Below are 19427 nucleotides of genomic sequence, written 5' to 3' on the forward strand. Positions count from 1 at the left end.
GAAGAGGTAGACCAGCATGGTGGCCAGGCTGGGATGGATCATGCCGGCGCCTTTGGCCATGCCCAGCAGAGCGGCGCGCGCGGAGCCGCAGCGGAAGCGCAGGGAGGCCAGCTTGGGACGGGTGTCGGTGGTCATGATGGCCTGGGCGAAGCGGCGCGCGCCGTCCAGCGAGGCCTCGCGGCCGGCGAAGAGCGCCGGCAGCGCTGCCAGGATCTTGTCTTTCGGGAAGGGAACGCCGATCACGCCGGTGGAAGAAGGGAAGACCTCCCGTGGGGAAGCGCCCAGCCGGCCCGCGGTCTTCTGGCAGACTTCGCGGCAGGCGCGCAGCCCGGCGGGACCGGTGGCGCAGTTAGCGTTGCCGGAGTTGACCAGCACGCCGCGCACACGCCCGCCGGATCGCAGCACCTCCTTGTCCACCATCAGGGCAGCGGCGAGGACGCGGTTGGAGGTGAACAGAGCGGCGGCACTCGCGCCGCCGGGGGCCTCGGCCAGGGCCAGATCGAGCGCGCCGGTGGGCTTGATGCCGGCGGCGATGCCGGCAAAGCGGAACCCCCCGGGCAGCAAGAGCGGCTTGGAGGTGTGCGGCTCGTGGCTCATTGAATCTGGACGAGCTCGGTCGTGCGGGTCGCGCGCGCGGTCGTTTCGGGCAACTCGCCCAGCAGCATGGCGGTCTCGTCGCAGCAGTGCAGGCGCGGGCAGGCCAGGCAGTCCTTGAGCAGCTTGTCGGGAAGGTCGTCGCGGTTCACCACGCTGAAGCCGAAGACGGCGAAGTACTCGGGAATGCGGGTGAACAAGCAGACGCTGTTGACGCTGTGGCGCTGGGCCTCGGCCAGCAGGGCGCGCACCAGCCGGCGTCCCGCGCCGCGGCCCTGCGCTTCCCGGGCGACCGTGATGGATCGCACCTCGGCCAGGTGCGGTCCGTACAGGTGCAAGGCCGCGCAGCCGATGATCTTCCCCTGGTGCTCGACCACGGTGAAGTCGCGGATGTTCTCGCAGACCTCGCCCAGGGAGCGCGGCAGCACGGTGCCGTCGGCGGAGTAGCTCGCAATCAGGGCGCAGACCGCTTCGGCGTCCGGAAGCATAGCCTTACGCACGCGCATGGAAGGCCTCCTCCAGCACCGCCAGGCGCTGCTCTGCCACGCGCAGCGCGGCCGCCACCCGCGCCGGGGCGGTGCCTCCGGGAATGTCGTGCGCGGCCAGGCCGGCCTCCAGCGTCAGGCACTCGGCGAAGTCGGGACCAAACTCGGGGTGAAGCTGCTGCAGTGCTTCCAGGCTGAGGCCGTTGAGTTCGCAGCCCTTCTCCAGGCACAACTGCACAGCCTCGCCGATGACGGCATGCGCACGCCGGAAGGGGACTCCGCGGCGCACCAGGTAATCGGCGGCGGAGAGCGCGTTCAGGAATCCGGAATCGGCGGCCTGCTGCATGCGCTCGTGGTCGAACTCGACCTGGCGCATGAAGCCGGTGGCGATGGGCAGGGCCTCGCGGAGGGCGTCGGCAGCGGCGAAGAGTGGCGGCTGGGTCTCTTGCATGTCCTTGTTGTAGGCCAGCGGCAGGCCCTTCATCGAGATCAACAAAGAGAGTGCGGCGCCGCTCACCTTGCCCACCTGCGCGCGCAGCAGCTCCATCGAATCGGGGTTCTTTTTCTGCGGCAGGGCGCTGGAGCCGGTGGAGTAGGCCTCGGGCAGGCGCACGAAGCCGTATTCGGCGGTGGCGAACAAGGTCATCTCCTCGGCCAGGCGGCTCAGGTGCAGGGCCACGAGCGAAAGCGTATTCACGAACTCGAGCGCGAAGTCGCGGTCCGAGGTAGCGTCCAGGCTGTTGGCGGAGACGCCTTCGCAGCCCAATTCGCGCGCCATGGCGGCGCGGTCCAGGGGAAGCGTGCTGCCGGCTACCGCGCCCGAGCCCAGGGGCAGGATGTTGGCGCGCTTGCGGCAGTCGGCCAGGCGCTCGGCGTCGCGGAAGAACATCTCCACGTAGGCCAGCAGCCAGTGCGCCAGCAGCACGGGCTCGGCGCGCTGCAGGTGGGTGTAGGCGGGCATGGCGGCCGTGCCCTGGGCCCGCGCCTTCTCGATGAGGGCGGAGATCAACTCGCCCAGCGCAGCGCGGATGGCGTCCACGCCGGCGCGCGTGAACAGGCGCAGGTCGGTCGCGATCTGCTCGTTGCGGCTGCGCCCGCTGTGCAGCTTGTAGCCGGTCTCGCCGATGCGCGCCACCAACTGCTCTTCCACGAAGTGGTGCACGTCCTCGGCGGTCGGGTCATCGAGCAGGGCAGGTTCGGCTTCGACCTCCTGCTCGATCTGGTTCAATCCCTGCAGGATGGACTGGGTCTCCTCCGGCGAGAGCACGCCCGCTTTGGCGAGCGCCGCCACATGGGCGCGGCTGGCGGCCAGTTCTTCTCCCAGGAGCCGCCGGTCGAAGGGAAACGATCGCTGCCAGCGCTCGAAGGCGGGGTCCAGGGGTTGGCGGAACCTCCCCGACCACATCTTCATCGCAGGATCTCCTGCTCGCGGCGCAGCCAGGCGCGGGAGCGCGAGGGCAGCCCCAGGATGCGGATGAATCCGGCGGCGTCCTTCTGGTCGTAGCTGTCGCCCATGGTGAAGGCGGCGAGGTCGGTGCGGTAGAGGGAGTAGGGCGACGAGCGCCCGGCCACATCCACGTTGCCCTTGTAGAGTTTGAGCGCGACCGTGCCGCTGATGGTGGCCTGGGTCTCGCGCACGAAGGCGTCCAGGGCCTCGCGCAGCGGCGTGAACCACATGCCGAAGTACACCAGCTCGGCGTAGCGCAGCGCGATCTGCTGCTTGAAGTGCAGCACCTCGCGGTCGAGGCACAGGGCCTCCAGCTCGCGGTGGGCGGCGATGAGCAGCGTGCCGCCGGGGGTCTCGTAGCAGCCGCGCGACTTGATACCCACGAAGCGGTTCTCCACCAGGTCGATGCGGCCCACGGCGTTGCGCCCGCCGATCTCGTTGAGCAGTTCAACCAGCTTGACCGGATCCAGGCTCTGGCCGTTCACCGAGACGGGCACGCCCTGCTCGAAGCCGATGGCGACCTCTTCCTCGCGGTCGGGCGCGTCCTTGGGCGAGACCGTCATCTGCCAGGTGGAGTCGAGCGGCGCGTTGGCGGGGTCTTCCAGCTCGCCGCCCTCGTGGCTCAGGTGCCAGAGGTTCTTGTCGCGGCTATGGATCTTCTGGCGGCTGACGGCGATGGGGATCTTGCGCTGCTCGGCGTAGTCGATGGCGTCCTCGCGCGACTGGATGCTCCACTCCCGCCAGGGCGCGATCACCTTCAGCTCCGGGGCCAGCGCCTGGTAGGCCATTTCGAAGCGCACCTGGTCGTTGCCCTTGCCGGTGCAGCCGTGGGCGACGGCGCCGGCGCCCTCGCGCAGCGCCACCTCCACCTGCCGCTTGGCGATGACCGGGCGCGCCAGCGAGGTCCCCAGCAGGTACTTGTGCTCGTAGACCGCGCCCGCGGACAGCGCCGGGAAGACGTAGCCGGTGAGGAAGTCCTCCTTCAGGTCTTCGACCACGACCTTGGAGGCGCCGGTCTGGCGCGCTTTCTTGGCGACCGCGTCCAGGTCCTCACCCTGGCCGACGTCGGCGACCATGGCGATGACCTCGCTGCCGTGGTTCTCCTTGAGCCAGGGAATGATGATGGAGGTGTCGAGCCCTCCGGAGTACGCCAACACCACTTTCTCAGGCATGTGTGCTCCCCTTGGAGTTGTCGTTGCCGAGCAGCAGCAACAGAATGGCTTTCTGGACGTGCAAGCGGTTCTCGGCCTGGTCGAAGACAACCGACTGCGGCGAGTCCATGACCTCGTCGGTGACCTCGGAGCCGCGGTGCGCCGGCAGGCAGTGGAGGAAGACGGCGTGAGGCGCGGCCAGCGCCATCAACTTGGCGTTGACCTGGAAGGGGGCGAAGATGGCGGCGCGCTCTTCCTGCTCCGCCTCCTGCCCCATGCTGGCCCACACGTCGGTGTAGACGGCGTCGGCGCCCTTCACCGCGGCCTTGGGATCGTGCGTGAGCTCGATGCGGGCGCCGGTCTGGGCGGCCACTTCGCGGGCGGCGCGCACGATGGCGGCGCCGGGCTCGTAGCCCTTGGGCGTGGCCACGGTCAGCGCGCTGCCCAGGCAGGCCGCCGCCAGCAGCAGCGAGTGGGCCACGTTGTTGCCGTCGCCCACGTAGGCCAGGCGCACGTTCTTCAAGTCGTGGAACTTTTCCTGCAGCGTGAGGTAGTCGGCCAGCGCCTGGCAAGGATGCTCGACCTCGCTCAACCCGTTGATGACGGGGATGGCGGCGTGCGCGGCCATGTCGACCACCGTCTGGTGCTCGAAGGTGCGGAGCACGATGACGTCCACCCAGCGTTCCAGGTTGCGGGCCACGTCGGCCAGCGACTCGCGCGCGCCGATGCGGGAGTGGGTCTGGTCCACGAACAGGGAGCGCCCGCCCAGCGCGCCCATGCCGGCCTCGAAGGTCAGGCGGGTGCGCAGCGAGGGCTTCTCGAACATCAGCACCATCTGCTTACCCTCGAGGGCGTGGCGGAAGCGTGCCGGCCGCGCCTTGACCAGCGCGGCCAGGTTCAGGATGCCGCCTACCTCGGCGGGGCTCAGGTCCCCGATGGAGAGCAGGTCCGGGTTGGAAAGGCTGGAGAGACGAACAGCAGCGCGTGCGGTGCTCAACTTGCTTTCCTCCTCTTCGATTCGGCCTTCGTCAGAACGGAATCCAGCGTGGCCACGGCCAGGTCCACGTGCTTCCTCTCGATGATGAAGGGCGGCAGGAAGCGCAGGGCGGTCTCGTGGGTGCGGTTGATGATGACGCCGCGCTCGAGCATCTCCGCCGCGACCGATTTGGCCAGGTCCGGCGAATCCAGCTCCATGCCCAGCATCAGGCCCATCCCACGGACCTCCCGCACCGAGGCGTGCTTCTTCTTGAGCCCCTCCAGCCGCTCGCGCAAGTAGGCGCCGACCTCGCGCACGTGCGGCAGCAGATGCTCGCGTTCCAGGGTCTGGAGGAACGCCAGCGCGACGGCGCAGGCCAGAGGCCCCCCGCCGAAGGTGGTGCCGTGCATGCCGGGATGGAGCGTGTCGGCCACCGGCTCGCGCGCCAGGATGGCGCCCAGAGGCAGCCCGGCGGCCAGCGGCTTGGCCAGGGTCACGATGTCGGGCAGGATGCCGTAGTGCTGATAGGCGAAGTAGCGCCCGGTTCGGCCCAGGCCGCACTGGATCTCGTCGGCGATGAGCAGGGCGCCGTGCTTGCGGGTGAGGCGGCGGCTGGCGGTGATGAACTCGGGTGTCACCGCGTTGATCCCGCCCTCGCCCTGGATGGGTTCCACCAGGACCGCGCACACGGTCGCATCCATCTTGCGCGCCAGGTCCTGCACGTCGTTGAAGCGCACGAAGCGCACGCCCGGCACCAGCGGCCCGAAGGGCTCGCGGTACTTCTTGGTCCAGGTGGCGGAGAGCGCGGCGAAGGTGCGGCCGTGGAACGAGTTGGTCATGGCCAGCACGCGCCACGCCCGGCGACAACCGTTGCGGTTACGCGCACGCGCGTGCGCCCGCGCCAGCTTCAGCGCGCCCTCCACCGCTTCCGTGCCGCTGTTGGTGAAGAAGGCGCGCTCCAGGCCGGAAATGGCGCACAGGCGCTCGGCCAGCGGGGCCTGGTACTCGTGATAGAAGAGGTTGGAGGTGTGGAGCACGCCGCTTTCCGCCTGGCGCACCAGCGCGCGGCGGATGGCGGGATGCCCGTGTCCCAGCGCGTTCACGCCGATGCCGCTGAGGAAGTCGAGGTACTTGCGGCCGCGATCGTCGTAGAGGTAGCAGCCGCGCCCGCGCTCCAGCAGGACCTTGTGGCGGTCGTAGGTGTGCACCAGGCGCTTGCTCTCGGATTGGGAGACGGAGGCCAGGCTCATGGCACCGTGACCTCGGTCCCCGCCTCCAGCTTGGCGTGGTAGAACTCCGGCAGGAACTCCACGTCGGAGGCGGGCAGGATGCGCACCCGGCCCACGCCGCGAGTGAGGGCCATGCGGCAGGCCTCCAGCTTGGGCAGCATGCCCCCCTGTACGGTGGAAGAGTTGACGAGCGCGGGGATCTGCTGGGTATCGAGCCAACGCATCACGCTGCCGTCGACGCCGCGCACGCCCGGGACGTCGGTGAGGAAGACCAGGGCGTGCGCCTGGCAAGCCACCGCGCAGGCGGCGGCCATCTGGTCGGCGTTCACGTTGTAGTACTCGCCCTGCGGGCCCAGGCCCAGGCTGGAGATCACGGGCACGCCGCCGTTGGCCCAGATGGCGTGCAGCCAGCGCATATCGGTCGAGCAGACGTCGCCCACGTAGCCCAGGTCGTGGCCGTTGGCCTTGCGCTTGGCGACGCGGAAGGACATGCCGTCGCCGCCGCACAGGCCCAGCGCGGGTTGCCCGGCGCGGGCCAGCGCAGCCACCAGCTTCTTGTTCACGCCCCCGGCCAGCACCATGAGGGCGACGTCACGGGTCTCGGCGTCGGTGACGCGCAGGCCGTCGACGAACTGGCTCTGCTTGCCCAGTTGCGCCAGCATGCGGGTGAGGGCGGCGCCGCCGCCGTGGACCACGGCCACCTCGTGGCCCTCGCGGGCTACGTCGGCCAGGGCGCGCGCGCAGCGCTCCAGCAGTTCCGCGCTGTCGAGCGCGGCGCCCCCGATCTTGACCACCATCCTCATGCCAGGCCCTCCTGCTCGTCCCAGCCGAACATGAGGTTCATGTTCTGCACCGCCTGTCCGGCAGCGCCTTTCATCAGGTTGTCCAGGCAGGAGACCACGACCAGGCGCTTCCCGTCGGGAGCGAGGGTGAAGCCGAGGTCGCAGTAGTTGGTGCGCACCGAGTACTGGATCTGCGGCAGCCGCGGCGGAGCGAAGATGCGCACGAAGGCGCAGCCGCGGTAGCAGTCGTGGAAGCAGTTCAGCAGGGCTTCCTCCACCGTCGGTTCGCGCAGCTGCACGTAGATGGTAGAAAGGATGCCGCGCGGGATGGGCAGCAGGTGCGGGACGAAGGTCAGTTGCTCAGGCGCGAGCTCGAGCTGCTCCAGGATCTCGCCGGTGTGGCGGTGGGCGAAGACGGAGTAGGCGGAGAGGTTCTCGGCCACCTCCACGAAGTGAGTCTTGGCACTGGGCTGCTTGCCGGCGCCAGAGACCCCGGACTTGGAGTCGCACACGATGCCCTTGTCCAGGTCCACGAGGCCGGCCTGCAGCAACGGAGCCAGCGCCAGGATGATCGAGGTGGGGTAGCAGCCGGGATTGGCCACCAACTGCGCCTGCGCCAGGGGACGGCGGTTCAGTTCGCTCAGGCCGTAGACCGCCTGGCCGGTGAGCCGCGCGGCGGTCTGGGGGTCGGGATCCTCGAAGCCGTAGACCTTCTGGTGTTCGGGCTGGCGCAGGCGCCAAGCCGCGCTCAGGTCCACGACGCGCAGACCCAGGCTCAGGGCCTGCGGGATCCATGCGCGCGAGACTTCGTGAGGAGTGGAGAGAAAGAGCAGTTCCACGCCCGCACTCTTCAGCCGCTCCCAGGAAAAAGGCTCCAGGGGATGGACGCGGCCGTTGCCGTTGGCGGGCGCGATCTGAGGATAGAGCTCGGCCAGATCGGCGGCGAAGGCCTCCGACGATTCCCGGGTCATGAGCAGCGGCGGCTGGACGCGGGGGTGCCGCGCCAGCAAGCGGGCCAGCTCGAAGCCTGCATAGCCGGTGGGCCCGACTACGGCGGTTCTGACAGGCGAGGGCATCAGGCGATCATCCCTCGGATGCCATCGGCGAGTTTGCGGCAGGTCTTGAGGTCGGGCGCCACGATCAGGATGGTGTCATCGCCGGCGACGGTACCCACGATCTCGGGCCAGGCCTCGCCGTCGAGCGCGGCGGCCACCGGCTGGGCGCTGCCGGCGGTGGTCTTGAGCACGATCAGGTTCTGCGCCTGCCGCACCTCGCGCACGAACTCCCGCATCAGGCGGGGGAGGGAGGGCGGCGGCGGCTCGGCGGCCTCCTCCCGGCCGGGCAGGGTGTAGCCTTCGGGCGTCTTCACCAGGCCGAGCTCGTTGATGTCGCGCGAGAGCGTGGCCTGGGTGACCCGCGCCCCCGCCTTCTTGAGGCGGCGGCGCAATTCGTCCTGGCTGGGCAAGGTCTCTTCCTTGACCAGCTCCAGGATCAGGTTTTGGCGCGCCAGCTTCGACATACTCATGCAGTCGGATGCATAAACTCCCGGCTCTGCTGCATAAATATGCAGGCAAGTGAATAATCATGTCAACCCCGAAGCACCAGAAATCGTACCCCCATCCCAACGAGGGGTCGCGGCATCGAGAGCGGCCACCGGCTTGACAAGTCCCGTGGCCGTCCTCTAGAGTCGTACGCCTCATGTCCTGCCCGAGCCAGAAGGCGATGCGAATGCGCTGTATGTGCAGCCACGCGTGTCCCTGTCTTCCGGCGCGGGCGTAGGAACTGACGGCATCCTGAGCTTCTAGTTCCTTCCGATCTTCCAGACCCACGCGCCCCGACAGGGCCCCGCGTGGGTTTTTCTTTTTTCCCCAAAGACCACATACGAGAGGAGCCTCCGACCATGCCGGACCACCGCGATCTACCCCAGTTGCACTTCGACACCCTCGCCGTCCACGCCGGGCAGGCGCCCGATGCCAGCACACGCGCGCGCGCCATACCCATCTACCAGACCGCCTCCTACGTCTTCGACGGCGCCGACCACGCCGCCCGCCTGTTCGCGCTGGAGGAGACCGGGAACATCTACACCCGCATCATGAACCCCACCACCGATGTCTTCGAGAAGCGGGTGGCGGCACTGGAAGGCGGCGTAGGCGCGCTGGCGCTGGCCTCCGGCCAGGCGGCGGAGACGCTGGCCATCCTGACCCTGGCGGGCGCCGGCGACGAGATCGTCTCCACCACCTCGCTCTACGGCGGCACCTACAACCTCTTCCACTACACACTGCCGCGGCTGGGCATCACCGTGCGCTTCGTGGACCCCGTCGACCTCCAGGGGCTGGAGGCCGCCATCACGCCCAAGACGCGGGCCCTGTACACCGAGACCATCGGCAATCCCAAGCTCGACATCGCCGATCTCGAGCGCCTGGCGCGGCTCGCGCACCAGCACGGCCTGCCGCTGATCGTGGACAACACCTCTGCCTCGCCCGCGCTCTGCCGGCCCATCGAGTGGGGCGCCGACCTGGTGGTGCATTCTGCCACCAAGTTCATCGGCGGCCACGGTACCTCCATCGGCGGGGTGATCGTCGACGCCGGCAACTTCGATTGGAAGGCCTCGGGGCGATTTCCCGACTTCGTCGAGCCCGATCCTTCCTACCACGGTGTCTCCTACACTCGGGCCTTCGGCCCGCTGGCCTTCATCGTGAAGGCGCGGCTGCAGGGGTTGCGCGACACCGGCGCCTGCCTTTCGCCCTTCAACGCCTTCCTCTTCCTGCAGGGCCTGGAGACGCTGCCCTTGCGCATGCAGCGCCACTCCGAGAACGCGCTCGAGGTGGCGCGCTTCCTGGAGCAGCACCGCGCGGTGGAGTGGGTGAATCATCCCGGCCTGAAAAGCAGCCCGCACTACGCGTTGGCCGGGAAGTATCTGCCACGGGGCGCGAGCGCGCTCCTCACCTTCGGCATCCGCGGCGGCCGGGAGGCAGGGAGGAAGTTCATCAACGCGGTGAAGCTGTTCAGCCTGCTGGCCAACATCGGAGACGCCAAGTCGCTGGTCATCCACCCGGCGTCCACCACCCACCAGCAGCTCAGCGCCGAGGAGCAGCGCGTCACCGGCGTGACGCCGGAGCTGGTGCGGTTGTCGGTGGGCATCGAGAACGCGGGCGACATCATCCGCGACCTCGAGCAGGGACTGGAGCGGGCCACGACTCGGCGCGGCGCCAGCGCGGCGGACTAGGGAGGCAGCATGAGCGAGATCCCCCGACCTAGCTTCGAAGGCGACTTCACCTTCGCCCAGCAGCAGCCGTTTCTCCTCGACGCCGGAGGCACGCTGCGGCCGGTGATTTTGCACTACGCCATCTACGGCGATCTGGAGCGGCGGCGCGAGCAGGTGGTGTTGGCCTGCCACGCGCTCTCCGGCTCGGCGCGCGCAGGCGACTGGTGGCCGGCGATGTTCGGTCGCGGGCGCGCCTTCGATCTCGAGCGCCACTGCGTGCTCGGCGTCAACGTGCTGGGCTCGTGCTACGGCTCGAGCGGACCGCCGTCCCTCGACCCGCGCACCGGGCGGCGCTACGGCTCCGGCTTCCCCCTGGTCACCGTGGGCGACATGGTGCGTGCGCAGGCACGGCTGCTCGACCACCTGGGGGTGCGGCGCCTCGCCGCGGTCGTGGGCGGCTCCCTCGGGGGCATGCAGGCGCTGGAGTGGGCGCTGCGCTTTCCCGGGCGCGCCGAGCGATGTATCGTCATCGGGGCCACGCCGCTTTCCGCCCTGGGGCTGGCGTTCAATCATCTGCAGCGGCAGGCCATTCGCCTCGATCCCAGCCGCGGGCTGGCGCTGGCGCGCGCCCTCGCCATGTGCTCCTACAAGTCGGCGGAGCTCTTCCGCGAGCGCTTCGCTCGCCGTCCCGACCGCAGCGGCGAGGATCCCCGGCGCTCGCTGGACGCGCGCTACGACGTAGCCGGCTATCTCGACCACCAGGGCGAGATCTTCGTGCGCCGCTTCGACGCCGACTCCTACGTGGCGCTCTCCAAGGCGATGGACACTTTCGAGCTGCCACGCCCCGGTGAGAACGAGGAGGCTGCGCTGCGGGGCATCTCGGCGCAGGTGCTGCTGGTGGGCATCTCCTCGGACTGGCTGTTCCCGGCCGCGGAGGTGCGGGCGCTGGCCGGGCGCATGCGTGCCGCCGGCGTCGACGTCCGCTATGCCGAGCTGGAATCGGCGCACGGACACGACGCCTTCCTGGCCGAGGCGGAGAAACTGGCGCCCCTGGTGGCGGAGGCGTTGGCGGTTCTCCCGAGGCAGGGCAGCCGCGTCTATGCGGGTTCTGTGGCTGGAGGTGCGCCCCATGATTGAACTCAAGCAGGAGAAGCGCGCCCACGTCCCTTTTCCCGCGGACCTGCTGCGCGACCGGGTGGCCATCGTGACCGGGGGCTCGCGCGGCATCGGACGCTCCACCGTGCTGCGCCTGGCGGAGGCCGGCTGCAACGTGGTGATCAACTACCGGCAGAACCACGCCGCCGCGCGGGAGACGGCGGGGCGCGCCCGCGAGCTGGGCGTCGAAGCCATCACCCTGGCCGCCGATATCTCCCGCAACGGCGAGGCGCTGGCCCTGACGGAGCAGGTCGTGACCCACTTCGGCCGCGTGGACATCCTGGTGGCCAACGCCGGCATCTGGGAGGGCGCGCGCGTGGAGGAGATGCCAGAGGAACTCTGGGACCGCGTGCTCGAGGTCAACCTGAAGGGCACCTGGAACGCCTGCCGCGCGGTGGTGCCGGTGATGAGGCGCCAGGGGCAGGGCTCGATCGTGATCGTCAGTTCGACCGCAGGCCAGCGCGGCGAGGCCCACTACTCGGGCTACGCCGCTTCCAAAGGCGGACAGATCAGCTTCACCAAGTCGCTGGCGGTGGAGCTGGCGCCGCGCATCCGCGTGAACTGCGTCGCGCCCGGCTGGGTCGAGACCGAGCTGAACGACCCCGTCTTCCAGCGCGGCGGCTTCAAGGAGCAGGTGGCGGGCGCCGTGCCCTTGGGGCGCATCGCGCAGCCCAGCGACGTGGCCCGCTCCATCGTCTTCCTGGCCTGCGACTGGGCGCAGCACATCACCGGCGAGGTGCTCAACGTGAATGGGGGCGCGGTGCTCTGCGGCTAGCCCCTCCTTTCGGGGCAGCCGCTCCGGCTGGAAGTTTCTACCGCTTTGCGCCCCGGGCGTTTATCATGTCCGGTCGCAAAATCCAGGCTGGAGGTCTGTACGCCATGAAGAGCCTGCGTCTTGCCGTGCTGGCGATTTTCGCCCTGATCCTGTCCGCTGCCTTTTTCGCCTTGCCGCTGGCCGCGCAGAAGCCGCCGGCGAAAGACAAGAAGGCGAAGCCTGGCGCCGCGCCCGCGCCCGCAGCCGCCAAGGCGGAAGAGGCCAAGAAAGAAGATCCCTTCCAGGGCCTGGCCTGGCGACAGGTCGGCCCGTTTCGCGGCGGGCGCGCGCTGGCGGTGGCCGGCGTCCCCGGCGACGCCAATACCTTCTACTTCGGCGCGGTGGCGGGGGGAGTGTGGAAGACCACCGACGGCGGCCTGACCTGGACGCCCATCTCCGACAAGACCCCGATCGAGTCGGTGGGCTCGATCGCGGTGGCCGAGTCCGATCCCAACGTCATTTATGTGGGTACGGGGGAGGCGTGCATCCGCGGCAACATCGTGCGCGGCGACGGCGTCTACAAGTCCACCGACGCGGGCAAGACCTGGAAGTTCATCGGGCTGAAGGACACGCAGACCATCGGCAAGGTCATTGTCAATCCCAAGAACCCCGACATCGTCTTCGTGGCCGCCATGGGCCATGTCTATGGGCAGAACGCGGAGCGCGGTGTCTTCCGCTCCAGCGACGGCGGCGCGACCTGGCAGAAGGTGCTCTACAAGGACGAGAAGACCGGGGCCATCGACATCACCTTCGATCCCACCAACCCCAGCGTGCTGTACGCGGCGCTCTGGGAGGCCTACCGCACGCCCTGGTCGATGTCGAGCGGCGGGCCGGGCAGCGGCCTCTACAAGTCCATCGACGGCGGCTCCACCTGGCAGAAGATCGAGGGCGAAGGCCTGCCCAAGGGCGTGTGGGGACGTATCGGGGTGGCGGTGGCGCCCAACTCCAGCCGGGTGTGGGCGCAGATCGAGGCCAAGGAGGGCGGCCTCTACCGCTCCGACGACGCCGGCGAGCACTGGCGCCGCATGAACGACGACCATCGCACCACGCAGCGCGCCTGGTACTTCAGCCACGTGGTCGCCGATCCCCAGAACCCCGACGTGGTCTACTTCCTGAACGTGGGCATGTTCCGCTCCACCGACGGCGGCCGCACCCTGACCCCGATGCAACAGCAGCACGGCGACAACCACGGACTGTGGATCGATCCCACCGATCCCAAGCGCATGATCAGCGGCAGCGACGGGGGCGCCGCCGTCAGCCAGAACGGCGGCGAGAGCTGGACCACGCTGCTCAACCAACCCACCGCGCAGTTCTACCACGTGGCCACCGACAATCGTTATCCCTACTGGCTGTACGGGGCGCAGCAAGACAACAGCAGCGTGGCCATCGCCAGCGCCACCGATCACTTCGTGATCGACCGGCCCGACTGGTACCCGGTGAGCGGCTGCGAGAGCGGCTACATCGTCCCCGACCCGCGCGACTTCAACATCGTCTACGGTGGCTGCTACGGCGGACACATCGGGCGCCTGGACCACCGCACCGGCGAAGAGCAGGAGATCAATGCCTGGCCGGTGGAGCCCATGGGCTACGGGGCCGCCGACCTGAAGTACCGCTTCCAGTGGACCGCGCCCATCGCCATCTCGCCGCTGGATCCCGGCGCCCTCTACCACGGCGCGCAGGTCGTCTTTAAGAGCACGGACGGCGGCATGAGCTGGACCGCCATCAGCCCCGACCTCACCCGCAACGACAAATCGAAGCAGGCCTCCTCAGGCGGGCCCATCACCCAGGACAACACCAGCGTCGAGTACTACGACACCGTCTTCAGCATCGAGCCCTCGCCGCTGGAGAAGGACACCGTCTGGGTGGGCACCGACGATGGCCTGGTGCAGCTCACCCGCGACGGCGGCAAGAGCTGGACCAACATCACCCCCAAGGACCTGCCCGAGTGGAGCCGCATCAACCTGGTCTCAGCCTCGCCCTTCGACGCCGGCACCGCCTACGTCGCCGCCGACCGCCACGAACTCGACGACTTCGCTCCCTACATCTACAAGACCACCGACTTCGGCAAGAGCTGGACGCGTATCGACAGCGGCCTGCCCGCCGGCGCTTCCGTGCACGCGGTGCGCGAAGACACGGTGCGCAAGGGCCTGCTCTTCGCCGGTACCGAGACCTCGATCTGGGCCTCCTTCGATGGCGGCGCGCACTGGCAGTCGCTGCAGCAGAACCTGCCGCCCACTCCCGTCCACGACCTGGTGGTGAAGGGCGACGACCTGGTGGTCGCCACCCACGGCCGCTCCTTCTGGGTGCTCGACGACATCTCCCCCCTGCGGCAGTACGGCGCGGAGGTGACCTCGGCCGACGCCTACTTCTTCGCGCCTTCTCCTGTGCTGCGCACGGACATCGGTTCGGGTGGCTTCCGGCGCGGCGGGGCGGCCACCGCGGGGCAGAACCGGCCCAACGGCGCCGTCTTCTATTACTGGCTGAAGAACGAGATCAAGCCGCCGGAGCGGCCGGCGGCGGGTGAAGGCGGGGAGGGAGCCGAGGCCCGGCCCGAGGGCCGGCGTCCCGCGCCCCCTGTCACCCTGGAGATCCTTGACGCGCAAGGCAAGCTGGTGCGCAGGTACCCCGCGCCTCCGCAGCCCCGGGCAGAAGGCGCCGAGGAGAGTCCCTTCCAGCGTCCGCCGCAGCCTTTACCCACCAAGGCGGGCGTGAACCGCTTTATCTGGGACTTGCGCTACTCCGAGGCGACGGCGGTCCCGGGCGCCATCCTGTGGGGCGGCAACATGCAGGGCCCGCTGGTGGTTCCCGGTACCTACACCGCCAAGCTCACCATCGAGGGCAAGACCTACACCCAGTCCTTCGAGGTGAAGCTCGATCCCCGCGTCACCACCTCGCAGGCGGACTTGGAGAAGCAGCTTGACCTGGCGCAGAAGGCCCACCAGCGCCTGGACGAGATGGATAAGGCCATCAACCAGATGCGGGCGGTGCACGCGCAGGTGCAGGAGCTGACCCGGCGCCTGGACGGTGATCCGCGCGCGCGGGAGATCCGCGAGGCCGCCCGCCAGCTCGACGCCAAGCTGACCGCGGTGGAGGACGTGCTCATCCAGAGCAAGTCCAAGAGCAACGAAGACCCGCTCAACTATCCGGTCAAGCTCAACAACCGCATGGCCGAGCTGGTGAGCGTGATCGAGAGCGCTCCTACCGCGCCCACGCAGCAGTCCTACGAGGTCTTCCAGATGCTGAGCTCGCAGCTCGACGAGCAACTCGCCAAGTGGAAGGAGATCCTGGGCGCGGACGTCCCCGCCTTCAACGACCTGGTGAAGAAGCAGGACATCCCGGCGGTGCTGCTGCCCGCGGAGCGAGGCCGGCCGTGATCTCGCGGCGGCGGTTGCTGCAGTTCACGGCGGCGGCAGCCGGCGCGGGCGCCGCCCTGCGCTGGAGCCCGGGCAGCGTGCTGGCAAGCGAAGGCGCGCTCCCGCCCTCCCTCGCCGCGCTCAAGTCCATGAAGTCGCTGGCCAAGCCCATCACCCGCGAGGAGCGGGCGGCGCGGCTGGACAAAGCGCGACGACTCATGGCCGAGAACCGCCTCGACGCCATGCTCCTCATCGGCGGCACCTCGCTGGTGTACTTCACCGGCATCCGCTGGTGGCTGAGCGAGCGCCTGTTCACGCTGGTGCTGCCGGCGCGCGGCCAGGCCTTCTTCGTCTGTCCTGCCTTCGAGGCCGACCGCTCGCATGAACAGATCGCGCTGGGGCCTCTGGACAAGGAGACGCCCGTCCTGCTTTGGGAGGAGGACGAGAGTCCCTACAAGTTGGTGGCGCAGGGACTGAAGGAGCGCGGCATCGCGAGCGGGCGCGTGGGCATCGAGGAGACGGTGCGCTTCGTCTACGCCGACGGGGTGGCCAAGGCCGCACCTGCACTGGAATTGGTGAGCGCCACCCCGGTCACCGCCGGCTGCCGCCAGGTGAAGAGCGCGCACGAGATCGAACTGATGCGCCTGGCCTCCAAAGTCACCATCACCGCCTACGAGGCCGCGTGGCGCGCCCTCAAGCCGGGCATGACCGAATCCGACTTCGAGACGCTGGTCTCCACCGCCCACGAGCGCCTGGGCTTTGAAGGCGGCGCCGGCGTGCAGACCGGCATCTACTCGGCGCTGCCCCACGGCTCGCTCACGCCGCAAGTCATCCGCGAGAACACCATCCTGCTGATGGATGGCGGCTGCCGGGTCGAAGGCTACGAGTCCGACATCAGCCGCACCTTCGTCCTGGGCAAGCCTTCGGACAAAATGAAGAAGGTCTTCGAGATCGTGCACAAGGCGCAGAGCGCGGCCCTGGGCACGGCCCGGCCCGGCGTGGAGGCGCAGTCGGTGGACGCGGCCGCACGCAAGGTGATCGAGGACGCCGGCTACGGTCCTGGCTACAAGTACTTCTCCCACCGCGTGGGCCACGGCATCGGCATGGACGGCCACGAGTGGCCCTACCTGGTGCGGGGCGACGCCGTCGCGCTCCAGCCCGACATGGTCTTCAGCGACGAGCCCGGCATCTACACCCGCGGGGAGTTCGGGGTGCGCCTGGAGGATGACCTGCATATCACCGAGAACGGCGCCGAGCTGTTCACCTCGCAGAGCCCGTCGCTCGAGCATCCGTTCGGGTGATGCGGGAGGGGCTCAGGCCATCTGCCACACCGTGTCGAGCACGGTGCCGTCCACCCACTTGACCACGGCCACCGGGCGCTCCGTCAAGCGCGGCTTCTGCGGCGCGCCCCCGCAGATCTGTTCCACTTCCTTCTTGATCTCCTGGATGGGCCGGATGGGCAGGCCCGAGCCTTTCACCGCCTCCAGCAAATCCTGGCGCCGCGGGTTGATGGCGATGCCGCGCTCGGTGACGACCACGTCGATCAATTCGCCCGGCCCGCAGAGGGTGGTCACCGCGTCGCGGATCACCGGGATGCGGTCGCGGAACGAGGGCACGGCCAGGATGGTGCACCCGGCGAACAGGCAGTTCTGCCAGCCCCCGATGCCGTGCAGCAGCCGCCCGTCGGAGTGGGTGACCACGTTGCCGTTGAAATTCACGTCCACTTCGGTGGCCCCCAGCACCACCGCGTCCACGATCGAGGCGAAGTTGCCCTTGCCGTGGAAGTTGTACGACGTGAAGGGCGAGGTGGCCACGTGCCGCGGGTTCGAGGCCAGGGAGCGCACCCCGTCCAGGTCGAAGGTCTGGCCGTCGAGGATGTAGTCGGTCAGGCCTTCCTCCAGCAGTTCCACCAAGTAGCGAGTCGAGCCGCCACGCACGAAGCGCGCCTTCACTCCCGCCTGCTTCATCATCTCTTTCAGGTACTGGACGAAGGCGAGGGCGATGCCGCCTGAGCCGGCCTGGAAGCTGAATCCCTCGCGCATGATGCCGGCCGCGCGCAGGAACCTGGCTACCATCTCGGCGATGCGCAGGCGGTCAGGGCTGCGCGTGATCTGGGTGGTGCCGGAGACGATGCGTGCCGGATCGCCGATCGAGGGCACTTCCACCACGCAATCCACGTTGTTGCCCTGGATCTGCCAGGGCACGCAGGGGAAGGGCACCAGGTTGTCGGTCACCACGATGACGTGGTCGGCGTACATCGAGTCGGCGAGCGCGAAACCCAGCGAGCCGCAAGCCGACTTGCCATGCGCGCCGTTGGCGTTGCCGAAGCGGTCGGCGGAGGGCGCCGCGATCACCGCGATGTCAATGTGCACCTCGCCGTCCTGGATGGCCTGCCAGCGCCCGCCGTGGGAGCGCAGCACGCCCAGACCGCGCATCTTGCCGCGCGAGCAGTATTCGCCCAGCGGACCGTTCATGGAGCCTTCGATGTGATGCACCGCGCCCGCTTCCATCAGCTCGATGACCGGCCCCTGGGTGGGGAAACTGGCGCTGGGAAACCACATCAGGTCCTTGGCACCCATGCGCGCCGCGGTCTGGAGCGTCTCGAGCGCGACCGCGTCGCCGTCGCGCAGGTGATGATGCGTCGAGATCGTCATGCCGTCGCGCAGGCCGCAGCGGCGCAGCGCTTCCTCGAGCGTGGCCACGCGTTTGTCGCCGTCTTCGGGATAGGCGGCGCAGGAGCGGATGGGCGCGCCGTGCTTCGCGCCCGCCGGCCGGTACTGGTTCACGCCCTGGAAGGGCACCTGCGCCCGCCCGTTGACCTCGGCGGGCACCAGGCGATTGGCGGCGTTGCGCTCGAGCTCGGTCTTGACGGTCATCGCTTGCTCTCCGGCAGCAGGTCCATCTGCCGCGCGCGCTCCACCAGCTTCAGCGCGCGCTGCACCACCGGCGGGTCGATCATCTTGGAGCCCAAAGAAACCACGCCCAGTCCCTTGGCCTGGGCCTCCTCGAAGGCGGACACGATGCGTTGCGCCTTCTCGATCTCGGCGGCGGTGGGCGCGAAGGCCTCGTGGATCACCGCGATCTGCAGGGGATGGATGCAGCCCATGCCCTCGAAGCCCAGGGCGCGCGAGCCGCGCCCCCAGGCGCGCAGGCCGTCCATATCGGCCACGTCGCTGAAGACGGAGTCGATGGCCTGCACCCCCGCGGCCCGCGCCGCGTTCACCATGCGCTGGCGCGCGAAGAGCGATTCCGTGCCTTCGGGCGTGCGCGCCACGCCCAGGTCGGCGGTGTAGTCTTCCAGCCCGATGGTCAGCGCGCAGAGGCGCGGCGAGGCGGTGGCGATGGCGAAGGCGTGCTCGACGCCCAGCGCCGACTCCAGGATGGGCATCAGCCACAGCGCCCGCCCCTGTCCCACCCGCGCCTGGATCTCGCAGACGTGGCGCTCGACCTCGAGCACCTGCTCGGCGTGCTCCACCTTGGGGATGAGGATGACATCCGGTCCTTCGGGCACGACCTCATCCAGGTCGGCCAGCCCCAGGGGCAACGGGTTGATGCGCACCATGCGTTCGGCTCGCGCGAAGTCCACGGCACGCAGCGCGTTGCGCACCAGCACGCGCGCGGCGTCCTTCTCCGCCGGGTGCACCGAGTCTTCCAAGTCTAGGATGACGGCGTCGGGCGCGTGCAGCCCGGCGTTGATGAAGTACTTGGGCTCGTTGCCCGGCAGGTAGAGGCGGGAGCGGCGCAGGCGGTCGCGCGCGGAGGCCGCCGACAGCGGTAGGCGCGGAAGCTGGTAGCGGCGGCCACTCTCCGGCCCGGAGCGCCGCACCGCCGCTTCGATGCGCCCCGCCAGCACGAAGGGCAGCGCGCCCTCGTCGTGCAGGGTGACGCGCGCGTCTTCCACGCGCAGGCTCTGCAGCACCTCGCGCGCCTGCGCGCGGATGGCCTCGCCGTAGATGGCTTCCACGCGCGACTCCACTACCAGCTCCAGGCCGCGCGCGGCGCCCGGCTCGATGAGGACGTGAGCGTCGGAGCGCACGTCCTGGCCCCAACGCCCGGCTTCGGCGGTCTTGTGAAGACTCGTTGATGTGACCATAGAAAGCTTCTCGCTCCTAGCTGCCAGCTTCCAGCTCAGCCCGCCTGCGCCACCCGCACACTCGCCAGCTTAGCAAGAATGGCGTCCGTCATCTGCGTCGTCGAAGCCGCTCCCTGCGCGATGGACTTCGCTCCTCCCGGGAT

16 protein-coding genes are annotated in these 19427 nt (G+C 69.1%); 5 read left to right on the forward strand and 11 right to left on the reverse strand.

Going from position 1 to position 19427, the window contains the following annotated elements; genetic code table 11:
- From VEG08_14985 to argR, 9 genes are all read right to left on the reverse strand, one after another.
- The coding region (locus VEG08_14985) for a bifunctional ornithine acetyltransferase/N-acetylglutamate synthase (protein ID HXZ29297.1) at positions 1-597 on the reverse strand (597 nt) is incomplete at its 3' end.
- A complete protein-coding gene (locus VEG08_14990; protein HXZ29298.1) occupies positions 594-1100 on the reverse strand; it encodes an N-acetyltransferase in 507 nt (168 codons plus the stop codon). The genes VEG08_14990 and VEG08_14985, both read right to left, overlap by 4 nt.
- Entirely contained in the window at positions 1087-2490 is a 1404-nt protein-coding gene (gene argH / locus VEG08_14995) for an argininosuccinate lyase (GenBank protein HXZ29299.1), read from the reverse strand. Before argH ends, VEG08_14990 begins: the two co-directional genes overlap by 14 nt.
- Complete coding sequence (locus VEG08_15000) at positions 2487-3698, reverse strand: argininosuccinate synthase (GenBank protein HXZ29300.1); 1212 nt, start codon at positions 3696-3698, stop codon at positions 2487-2489. Before VEG08_15000 ends, argH begins: the two co-directional genes overlap by 4 nt.
- Positions 3691-4674: an ornithine carbamoyltransferase gene (argF, locus tag VEG08_15005; GenBank protein ID HXZ29301.1), complete on the reverse strand. Its 984-nt coding sequence runs from the start codon at positions 4672-4674 to the stop codon at positions 3691-3693. The genes VEG08_15000 and argF overlap by 8 nt, the downstream gene beginning before the upstream one ends.
- Positions 4671-5903, reverse strand: a complete 1233-nt coding sequence (locus VEG08_15010) for an aspartate aminotransferase family protein (protein ID HXZ29302.1) — start codon at positions 5901-5903, stop codon at positions 4671-4673. Before VEG08_15010 ends, argF begins: the two co-directional genes overlap by 4 nt.
- Positions 5900-6685: an acetylglutamate kinase gene (argB, locus tag VEG08_15015; GenBank protein HXZ29303.1), complete on the reverse strand. Its 786-nt coding sequence runs from the start codon at positions 6683-6685 to the stop codon at positions 5900-5902. Before argB ends, VEG08_15010 begins: the two co-directional genes overlap by 4 nt.
- Positions 6682-7740 carry an N-acetyl-gamma-glutamyl-phosphate reductase gene (gene argC, locus VEG08_15020; protein HXZ29304.1) on the reverse strand — a complete coding sequence of 353 codons (1059 nt, stop codon included), beginning with the start codon at positions 7738-7740 and terminating at the stop codon, positions 6682-6684. Before argC ends, argB begins: the two co-directional genes overlap by 4 nt.
- The gene (gene argR, locus VEG08_15025) at positions 7740-8189 is read right to left on the reverse strand and encodes an arginine repressor (GenBank protein ID HXZ29305.1); all 450 of its coding nucleotides are present in this window, start codon (positions 8187-8189) and stop codon (positions 7740-7742) included. The genes argC and argR overlap by 1 nt, the downstream gene beginning before the upstream one ends.
- A gap of 375 nt (positions 8190-8564) precedes the next feature.
- On the opposite strand from argR, the gene VEG08_15030 reads away from it, so the two are divergent.
- From VEG08_15030 to VEG08_15050, 5 genes are all read left to right on the forward strand, one after another.
- The gene (locus tag VEG08_15030; GenBank protein ID HXZ29306.1) at positions 8565-9890 is read left to right on the forward strand and encodes a homocysteine synthase; all 1326 of its coding nucleotides are present in this window, start codon (positions 8565-8567) and stop codon (positions 9888-9890) included.
- A 9-nt stretch (positions 9891-9899) separates the two neighbouring features.
- Positions 9900-11006: a homoserine O-acetyltransferase gene (locus tag VEG08_15035; protein HXZ29307.1), complete on the forward strand. Its 1107-nt coding sequence runs from the start codon at positions 9900-9902 to the stop codon at positions 11004-11006.
- A complete protein-coding gene (locus tag VEG08_15040) occupies positions 10999-11799 on the forward strand; it encodes an SDR family NAD(P)-dependent oxidoreductase (protein HXZ29308.1) in 801 nt (266 codons plus the stop codon). Before VEG08_15035 ends, VEG08_15040 begins: the two co-directional genes overlap by 8 nt.
- 65 nt (positions 11800-11864) lie before the next feature.
- Positions 11865-15212 carry a hypothetical protein gene (locus VEG08_15045; GenBank protein ID HXZ29309.1) on the forward strand — a complete coding sequence of 1116 codons (3348 nt, stop codon included), beginning with the start codon at positions 11865-11867 and terminating at the stop codon, positions 15210-15212.
- Entirely contained in the window at positions 15209-16492 is a 1284-nt protein-coding gene (locus VEG08_15050; GenBank protein HXZ29310.1) for a Xaa-Pro peptidase family protein, read from the forward strand. The genes VEG08_15045 and VEG08_15050 overlap by 4 nt, the downstream gene beginning before the upstream one ends.
- 12 nt (positions 16493-16504) lie before the next feature.
- Here the strand turns inward: VEG08_15050 and VEG08_15055 are convergent, their stop codons facing one another.
- Positions 16505-18067, reverse strand: a complete 1563-nt coding sequence (locus VEG08_15055; GenBank protein ID HXZ29311.1) for a citrate lyase subunit alpha — start codon at positions 18065-18067, stop codon at positions 16505-16507.
- Positions 18064-19284 carry an aldolase/citrate lyase family protein gene (locus tag VEG08_15060; protein ID HXZ29312.1) on the reverse strand — a complete coding sequence of 407 codons (1221 nt, stop codon included), beginning with the start codon at positions 19282-19284 and terminating at the stop codon, positions 18064-18066. Before VEG08_15060 ends, VEG08_15055 begins: the two co-directional genes overlap by 4 nt.
- Positions 19285-19427 lie beyond the last annotated feature (143 nt).

This window comes from Terriglobales bacterium (genome assembly GCA_035624475.1).
Lineage (GTDB): Bacteria > Acidobacteriota > Terriglobia > Terriglobales > Acidobacteriaceae > DASPRL01.

Coding starts and splice junctions, on each gene's coding strand:
- VEG08_14990 (HXZ29298.1), bottom strand. CDS start 1,100: ATGCGCGTGCGTAAGGCTATGCTTCCGGACGCCGAAGCGGTCTGCGCC.
- argH (HXZ29299.1), bottom strand. CDS start 2,490: ATGAAGATGTGGTCGGGGAGGTTCCGCCAACCCCTGGACCCCGCCTTC.
- VEG08_15000 (HXZ29300.1), bottom strand. CDS start 3,698: ATGCCTGAGAAAGTGGTGTTGGCGTACTCCGGAGGGCTCGACACCTCC.
- VEG08_15010 (HXZ29302.1), bottom strand. CDS start 5,903: ATGAGCCTGGCCTCCGTCTCCCAATCCGAGAGCAAGCGCCTGGTGCAC.
- argB (HXZ29303.1), bottom strand. CDS start 6,685: ATGAGGATGGTGGTCAAGATCGGGGGCGCCGCGCTCGACAGCGCGGAA.
- argC (HXZ29304.1), bottom strand. CDS start 7,740: ATGCCCTCGCCTGTCAGAACCGCCGTAGTCGGGCCCACCGGCTATGCA.
- argR (HXZ29305.1), bottom strand. CDS start 8,189: ATGAGTATGTCGAAGCTGGCGCGCCAAAACCTGATCCTGGAGCTGGTC.
- VEG08_15030 (HXZ29306.1), top strand. CDS start 8,565: ATGCCGGACCACCGCGATCTACCCCAGTTGCACTTCGACACCCTCGCC.
- VEG08_15035 (HXZ29307.1), top strand. CDS start 9,900: ATGAGCGAGATCCCCCGACCTAGCTTCGAAGGCGACTTCACCTTCGCC.
- VEG08_15040 (HXZ29308.1), top strand. CDS start 10,999: ATGATTGAACTCAAGCAGGAGAAGCGCGCCCACGTCCCTTTTCCCGCG.
- VEG08_15045 (HXZ29309.1), top strand. CDS start 11,865: ATGTCCGGTCGCAAAATCCAGGCTGGAGGTCTGTACGCCATGAAGAGC.
- VEG08_15055 (HXZ29311.1), bottom strand. CDS start 18,067: ATGACCGTCAAGACCGAGCTCGAGCGCAACGCCGCCAATCGCCTGGTG.
- VEG08_15060 (HXZ29312.1), bottom strand. CDS start 19,284: ATGGTCACATCAACGAGTCTTCACAAGACCGCCGAAGCCGGGCGTTGG.